The following is a 6,231-nucleotide window of genomic DNA, read 5'->3' as shown; positions in this document are numbered from 1 at the left end:
CCGCCGGATGACATTCAAAAGTCCCATGTGGATCACTCCTCGGTCCCCCGTCGCTCGCTGCGTTGGGAGAAGGGTCACATGGGGCAATTCTCAATGAAAATTATCCCGTCTACCGGGTCACGTCTCGACGGAAATCAACAATCTGGAGCTTGTCCGGCTCTCCAGTTCAGCCATCTTTGTCTTCATCGACGAGTGATACATGCCGCCTTCGATGGCCAGGAAGAGCCCGGCGATCTTCGTCTCTAGGCCTTACACATGTTCGCAGCTGATCACCGCTCAAACGAGTCCACAAACCACTTGCGCAAGCGGGGTATGTGCCGACATCAAGCATCGCTTCAGCCCATCCGGTTCCCATCTGCGGAGGAACGACCAAAGCCAATGCCGAGGCGGATTTGGGTGCGTGGCGGTCAATGCTGGACTGGTTGGCTTGCGCCATGGGGAGCAACTTCTGTGGTTGCCGCCCATTGTGCAAGGCATCTTCTCTTGCGCAGGCGATCGAGTGCGGCAACCTGAACGGCTTCCGCGGGGTTATTACATTCAAACTATTCGCAATCGCCGAAGAATTTGATCCCGGTACTGTCCATCAGCAGGTTCAGCGGATCCGGCCCACGGCGGTTCGAGGTCGGCACCGTGATACGCTTTTGCTTAGGGCTCGCGTTAATCGCGTCCGAGATTGGCGAGGGTCTCCATGATCAGCTCTTTCAGCTGGAGATCGAATTTTCGCTGGGGCGAGTCGCAAGAGTACAGATCTGCATCCTGCGCGATCCGGTCAAGGATGTGGAAACGCGGCTTGGCCTTGTCGTAAAAATCGGTGTGTTTGCGGCTTAGCGAATGCGAGATCACTTTCCGGAAATACATATCCCGACGCGTCGGCGATTTGATCGTGATCGGCGTGAAACGGTGGAACAGGTCGCGCCAAAAATTGACATCCTCGCTATGGGCAAGATTGGGGTCGTAATCGATGCGGCGCAGCATATAGGTCGGGGCGGTTTTGATCGCGTTCAGCGTATAGACGCGGAAACACAGCGCAATATCGTCGGGGCCGTGGATATGGGAGGATTCAAAGCCTCTGGCCACAACTGTTTGCGCGTAATCCTCGGCAAGAGCGCCGTTTTCCAGCTTGATGATGTTCGAGACGATGACCGAGCGGTAATCGGACAAGCTTACGCATTCCTCAAGATAGGCGCGTGACAGATGGTCGTCGTGATCGACGAATGTCGCCTGTCTGAACCGAGCAAGATGCAAGGCCTCGTTGCGGGCCTGGGCCACGCTGGGGTTCTCGCTTTCGATGATCACGGTATCGACGCCGCTGGTGGCCGCAAAGCGGTCAACCACGGCGCGGCTTGCGTCCGAGCAGCCGTTGAGGGCGAAAATCACCTCGAACCGGCTGCGTTCAAGGCTTTGGTTAGCCAGAGAAATCATCAGCTCGACCATCTCGTCGGCACCGTTGTGAACCGGCACGATGACGCTGATACCTTCCGGCGCGGCAAGGTATTCCGTCTCGTAGGCGTAAAGTTGCGCGGCATGCGGGCCTTTGCGCTCGACCTGTTCGATCAGCGTGCGGAACGCCGCGATTTCCTCGTAGGTCATCACTGGGTCCGCCTGCGCCCGGGAATGACGCTCCGGAAGGCTTTGCGCAGCGCGAAAGCCCAACGTGCAGCCTTGGAATTCAATTGGTGGCGAAGCGCCGAGTTTTCCCGATGCGCGGCTTCAAGGCTTGCGTTGCGGGCCGCGCTATCATGGCGGACCCGTTCAAGATCGGCGCGATCCGAGGCGACCTCGCGGTTGAGAACCTTGATGCGATCGTCTTTTTCCCTGAGATCGTGGCGCAGGCGCCCGTTTTCTCCGCGAAGCTCGGTCGAGAGCCTTTTCAGCCGCGAAATCTCGGTCAGCCAAATGTCCAGATCCGCCTGCGTCCACGGCTTGCCGGCGGCCTCGTCCGGGGTCGGGATCGTCTCTTCAAGGTGGTTCATATCCCACAAGCTCCAGTATTTGATGCCGGTATCGGTTTCCATCCGCGCCATGTTGCGTGGCGCGATGCCGGCAAGGCGGATGTGCTCTTGCATCAGCTTTCCGCGGGTTTCGGGGGAAACGCTGCCGATCATCCATTGGACCAGATCGCAGTAAAACGCCCAAAAAGCCGTCTCCACCTGCGGCAGCCGGCTGCGCTGCACCAAGTCGAAGGTCTCGCGCAAAGCGGTAAAGGCGTGAAGGCGGCGGCTGTCCCAGGTGTTGCTGATCCGCGCGCCGGCACGCGAAACGGTCTGTGTGCATTGTACCAGATCGGTCACCAGAATGCGGGTCGCGCCCAAAAGAGACTGCCAATGGGCGAACACATCGTTCTGCACCATCGTATCCGAAAAACGCAGGCCGATGCGGCGAAGGAACGAGGTCCGAAACAGCTTGTTCCACGGATAATTCGTCATCCGCAGCAGAGACTCGTTCCCGTCCAGCATCACGACGCGGCTGTGCTGGCCATGCAGGATTTTCCGCAGGATATCCTGATCCTTGCGATGGGCCGGCACCACCTTGCCCTCGCGCAAAAAGCGGTAGGACGACACGGCCATATCAACGGCGGGGGCCTCGTCCATTTTGCGCATCAATTCGATGACGACATCCCAATCCATGAAATCGTCGTCGTCCAGAAAGAGCGTATAATCCCCCGTTACCGCCCGCAGGCCGATATTGCGGCTGGTGCCGGCGCCTTGCGCGGTCGCATTGCGCAGCACGGTCAGATTGGGGGCCTCGGGAAGAAAACCGCGAAGCTCTCGGTCCGAGCCGTCATCGACAACGATCACCTGCCAATCGGGATGGTCCGACAGCAGCTTGCCGATCTCGATGAAGAACAGAGCCTCGGGATTATGGGACGGAATGACGACCGAAAGAGTGGATCGGCCGGTTTCCGGACTGTCAGTGTCGGGCAGCATAAAGTCTTGCATGGCGTCCTTGCCAGAATTGCTCGAATTGATCCGCTTCGGCACCCGGCAAAAGGGCCTTTGTCGATCTTAGAAGGGCTTTGTTTTCCCAGACGTCTTCAAAATCGCGATAGGCCTCGATGAAAAGGGTAAAGCGGTGTTCGACGCGGACTCGTTGCATGAACCAGATCAGACGGCGGAAATAGGCGGCGTGGAAATAGGGGCTGGCCGCATCCCCGAACTTGCCGTTTTGTTCGAGATTGTTGCGGATGAAGCGGAACAGCTCGACAATTTCGCTGCTGCGGTTGCGGACATGGCGCGAGGCCGTCTCGCGGTCCACGCGGTACATGTAATATCTGTCGTCGACCCAGTGATAGGTCATGCCGTTCAGAAAGCACATCGCCGAGAAACAGGTGTCCTGATAGCCCGCGCCCGGGGTCTCGGGCAGGGTGATGTCGTACCGTAACAACGTGTCGCGGCGATAGACGCCGGCCCAGATGGCGGGGGGCTCGAAAATCAGGCGGTCGTCAAGGAAAGTCCCCGGCCGCACCGATCCGGCGGGCTGCTCGAGCAGGGCGGCGGCGGTCTTGCGGTGAGGAGGCACCGACATTTGAGGGCGGGGGCCGTCGACCGTGAAGGGCTGGTAGGGGGTCTTGACGAAATCCAGCGTCTCGTCGCGTTCCAGCAACGCCAGCAAGGCTGGATAGGCCTGCGGCAAGATCACGTCGTCGGATTCGACGATCGTCACGAACCGCCCGCGGGCGGCGCGCATACCGGTGTTGATCGCCTTGCCGTATCCGCCATTCACCTGCGTGATGACGCGGAAACGGCTGTCCCGCGTCGCGAAGGATTGCGCGATCTGTCCGGAGCTGTCGGTGCTGCCGTCATCGATGCACAGCACTTCGGCGGTGAATGCGGGCAGAAGCGCGGCCTCAACGCTGGCCAAACACGCCTCAAGGTAGTCCTGGACGTTAAAAATCGGAACGACAATTGATAAGTCTATCAAACCTGTACCCTATGTCCGTTTGCCCTGCCATCATAGTTCGGACCGTGTAGAGCACAAGTATGACGGAGCGGAGAAAGAAAGATTGCGTCAGGGCGATGTCGCAGGTGCAAGGTGGCAGCCCTTGGTCTGATCACCGTCTGCCAATGGTCTATAAAGACTGGACAAACCTTGCTTTTTCGCGCGATTACGAAAGGGTGAGCTGTCGAGGATAGTGAATGCGGCTTCTTGTTTTTGGTACATCCAACTCGATCCTGAAGAATGGTTACGTCGACGCTTTGCGCAACCATCCGGATGTGAGCAGGTTGGAGCGGATCGGCCCCGGTGGGTCAACGTCGGTCATGCTGCCCTATGTCGGTGCGGATGTGATCTTCAGCGAATATGATTATGTGGTTCTGGATGCCTCGGTAAATGACGGGGCCTTTCTGGAATGGGGGTTGTTGCGGCCCGACGAGATCCGCGAGAATCTGCTTTGGGTCTGCAAAGCCGCGCTTCGGGCAGGTTGTGTGCCCGTTTTCCTTTGCATGCCCAATCGTCTGCATCTTGATGTGGGGGATCAGGCGCTGGGGGTCTATCGCGCGGTCGCGGATGCGGTCGGCTTGGCGCTGGTGGACGGATATGCCTTTGTGCGCGCCACGGCAGAGACCGACGGCGTGCCGGCCGCCGATCTGTTCAAGGACGATCTTCACCTTTTGCCCGAGGTTTCCGCGCGTCTTGCGCCCCGGATCATCGCGGCCTGCCGGCCTGCAACCGGCGCGAGCGCCGCGGCCGCCGCTTTGGGCCCCGCCGTGCGGTTTCGCCTGATCCGCGCCGCGGATCTGGATTTGCCCATAAGCAAACGGTCCACCTCGTTGATGGAGGTGGACGGCGTCAAGATTGTCGTTGGCCAAAAGCTTGCGCTTCAACTGAACGAAGGCGAACAGCTTTGCGGCGCGGCCTATAATGCCGGCCATTCATTTGGCAGCCTTATTGTCGCCGGCAACACGAAAGTGGCCGTCAACGTACGCTCGCACTACTTCCGAAAACATGACCTTGTTGCGACCGTCCGGCAGGTCTCTCCTGCCGTTGCACCGCAGGACGGGGTTGTGGAGGTGTTTCTCCAGAAGGCCGAGGATGTTACGGCCGAGCTTTTGGGTTTCGTGGTGCGCTGCGAGGGCGGCGACCAAGCAAAGGATCCATCGGCGGTCCCGACCCCTCCGGAGCTGACCTTCCCCCCGCAAGAGGCCGCCGCAATCACCGAGCTTTACGCCAAGGCCGGCGTGATTTTGGAATACGGCTCGGGCGGGAGCACTGTTCTGGCGGCGCGTCAGGCGGGGACCACGACATTCTCGGTCGAAAGCGATGCGCAATGGGCCATGGACCTGCAGGCCGCGCTTGATGCGATGGATCATGCGGGGACCGTTCACCTTCATCCCGTCGACGTTGGACCGACGGGGCCGTGGGGGCGTCCGACCGACCGGCAGCGCTGGCGGAGCTTCATCCATTATCCGACATCGGTCTGGGAAAGGGCGGATCTGTTGCCGCCCGATCTGGTGCTGGTCGATGGCCGTTTCCGCGTCGGCTGCTTTGTGGCGACGCTGATGAACATCACGCGGCCGACCACCGTGCTGTTCGATGACTACCGCGACCGCGACCACTATCGCGTGGTCGAGGAATTGCTGCGTCCCGTGCGGCTCATCGGCCGAATGGCCGTGTTCGAGGCCGAACCGCATGCCCTGACACCGCATGATCTTCGCCGCTTCGGGGCCTATTTCTTCGATCCGGATTAAACGAGCGTCACTGGGAGCAATTCTCCCTTTGGTTAGTGTCGGGACCCGTTGATTTCAGGCTTCTGGCGTGATGGGTGAGCTACTCTCCGAAAACCGGACAGTGACGGAAGCTCCGATCTGGCGCTTTCTGGTCTCCAAGGACGGGGAGACCAGAGCAGGAAGAAGCGCAGGAACCATGACGCGGGCTTCAAGGCGCGCGTGGCGCCTGAGCTGGCGGGCGAATACGGCGAGCATCCGGCGATGATCTATCAATGGTTCGAGCCATTGTCCGCCATTGGTCCGAGGGTAATGGCGCGGCTCGCTGCTCGACGGAGCTCCTGATATCTTCGAGCGCGGCGGCAGAAGGCCTGTTGCGGAGGTGGACGGGGAGACGGTCCGGTCACTGCATGCCAAGATCGAGGATCGAGGCCAATGACTGAGAGCGTCGCCAACGATTTTCTTGTCACGAAAGCCCAAGCCGTGGGCCGGCCGGCTAGGCGCGGGATGATCGGTCGGAAATCTGACCAAGGATCAGGGAGTGGCCCAATTTTCATGGCCGTGATGG

Annotated in this window: 4 protein-coding genes and 1 pseudogene; 1 reads left to right on the top strand and 4 read right to left on the bottom strand. The window is 59.8% G+C overall.

All coding sequences use genetic code 11. From position 1 onward, the window contains the following. Window positions 1-545: 545 nt before the first annotated feature. The 4 genes and pseudogenes from ACFFUC_RS17805 to ACFFUC_RS17790 all read right to left on the bottom strand — a co-directional run. A pseudogene (locus tag ACFFUC_RS17805) lies at window positions 546-653 on the bottom strand (IS5/IS1182 family transposase); the annotation flags it as partial. A 4-nt stretch (window positions 654-657) separates the two neighbouring features. Beyond that, complete coding sequence (locus ACFFUC_RS17800; RefSeq protein WP_377688261.1) at window positions 658-1,590, bottom strand: glycosyltransferase family 2 protein; 933 nt, start codon at window positions 1,588-1,590, stop codon at window positions 658-660. Next, entirely contained in the window at window positions 1,590-2,939 is a 1,350-nt protein-coding gene (locus ACFFUC_RS17795; RefSeq protein ID WP_377688260.1) for a glycosyltransferase family 2 protein, read from the bottom strand. The genes ACFFUC_RS17800 and ACFFUC_RS17795 overlap by 1 nt, the downstream gene beginning before the upstream one ends. Continuing rightward, the gene (locus ACFFUC_RS17790; RefSeq protein ID WP_377688259.1) at window positions 2,911-3,921 is read right to left on the bottom strand and encodes a glycosyltransferase; all 1,011 of its coding nucleotides are present in this window, start codon (window positions 3,919-3,921) and stop codon (window positions 2,911-2,913) included. Before ACFFUC_RS17790 ends, ACFFUC_RS17795 begins: the two co-directional genes overlap by 29 nt. A gap of 215 nt (window positions 3,922-4,136) precedes the next feature. Between ACFFUC_RS17790 and ACFFUC_RS17785 the strand changes: the two genes are divergently transcribed. Further along, a complete protein-coding gene (locus ACFFUC_RS17785) occupies window positions 4,137-5,687 on the top strand; it encodes an SGNH/GDSL hydrolase family protein (protein ID WP_377688258.1) in 1,551 nt (516 codons plus the stop codon). The last annotated feature ends 544 nt before the right edge of the window (window positions 5,688-6,231 follow it).

Origin of the sequence: Paracoccus cavernae, from assembly GCF_042430175.1 — a bacterium.
Taxonomy (GTDB): Bacteria; Pseudomonadota; Alphaproteobacteria; order Rhodobacterales; family Rhodobacteraceae; genus Paracoccus; species Paracoccus cavernae.
This window is presented reverse-complemented; position numbering and strand designations above follow the sequence as displayed.

Coding starts and splice junctions, on each gene's coding strand:
- ACFFUC_RS17795 (WP_377688260.1), bottom strand. CDS start 2,939: ATGCAAGACTTTATGCTGCCCGACACTGACAGTCCGGAAACCGGCCGA.
- ACFFUC_RS17785 (WP_377688258.1), top strand. CDS start 4,137: ATGCGGCTTCTTGTTTTTGGTACATCCAACTCGATCCTGAAGAATGGT.
- ACFFUC_RS17800 (WP_377688261.1), bottom strand. CDS start 1,590: ATGACCTACGAGGAAATCGCGGCGTTCCGCACGCTGATCGAACAGGTC.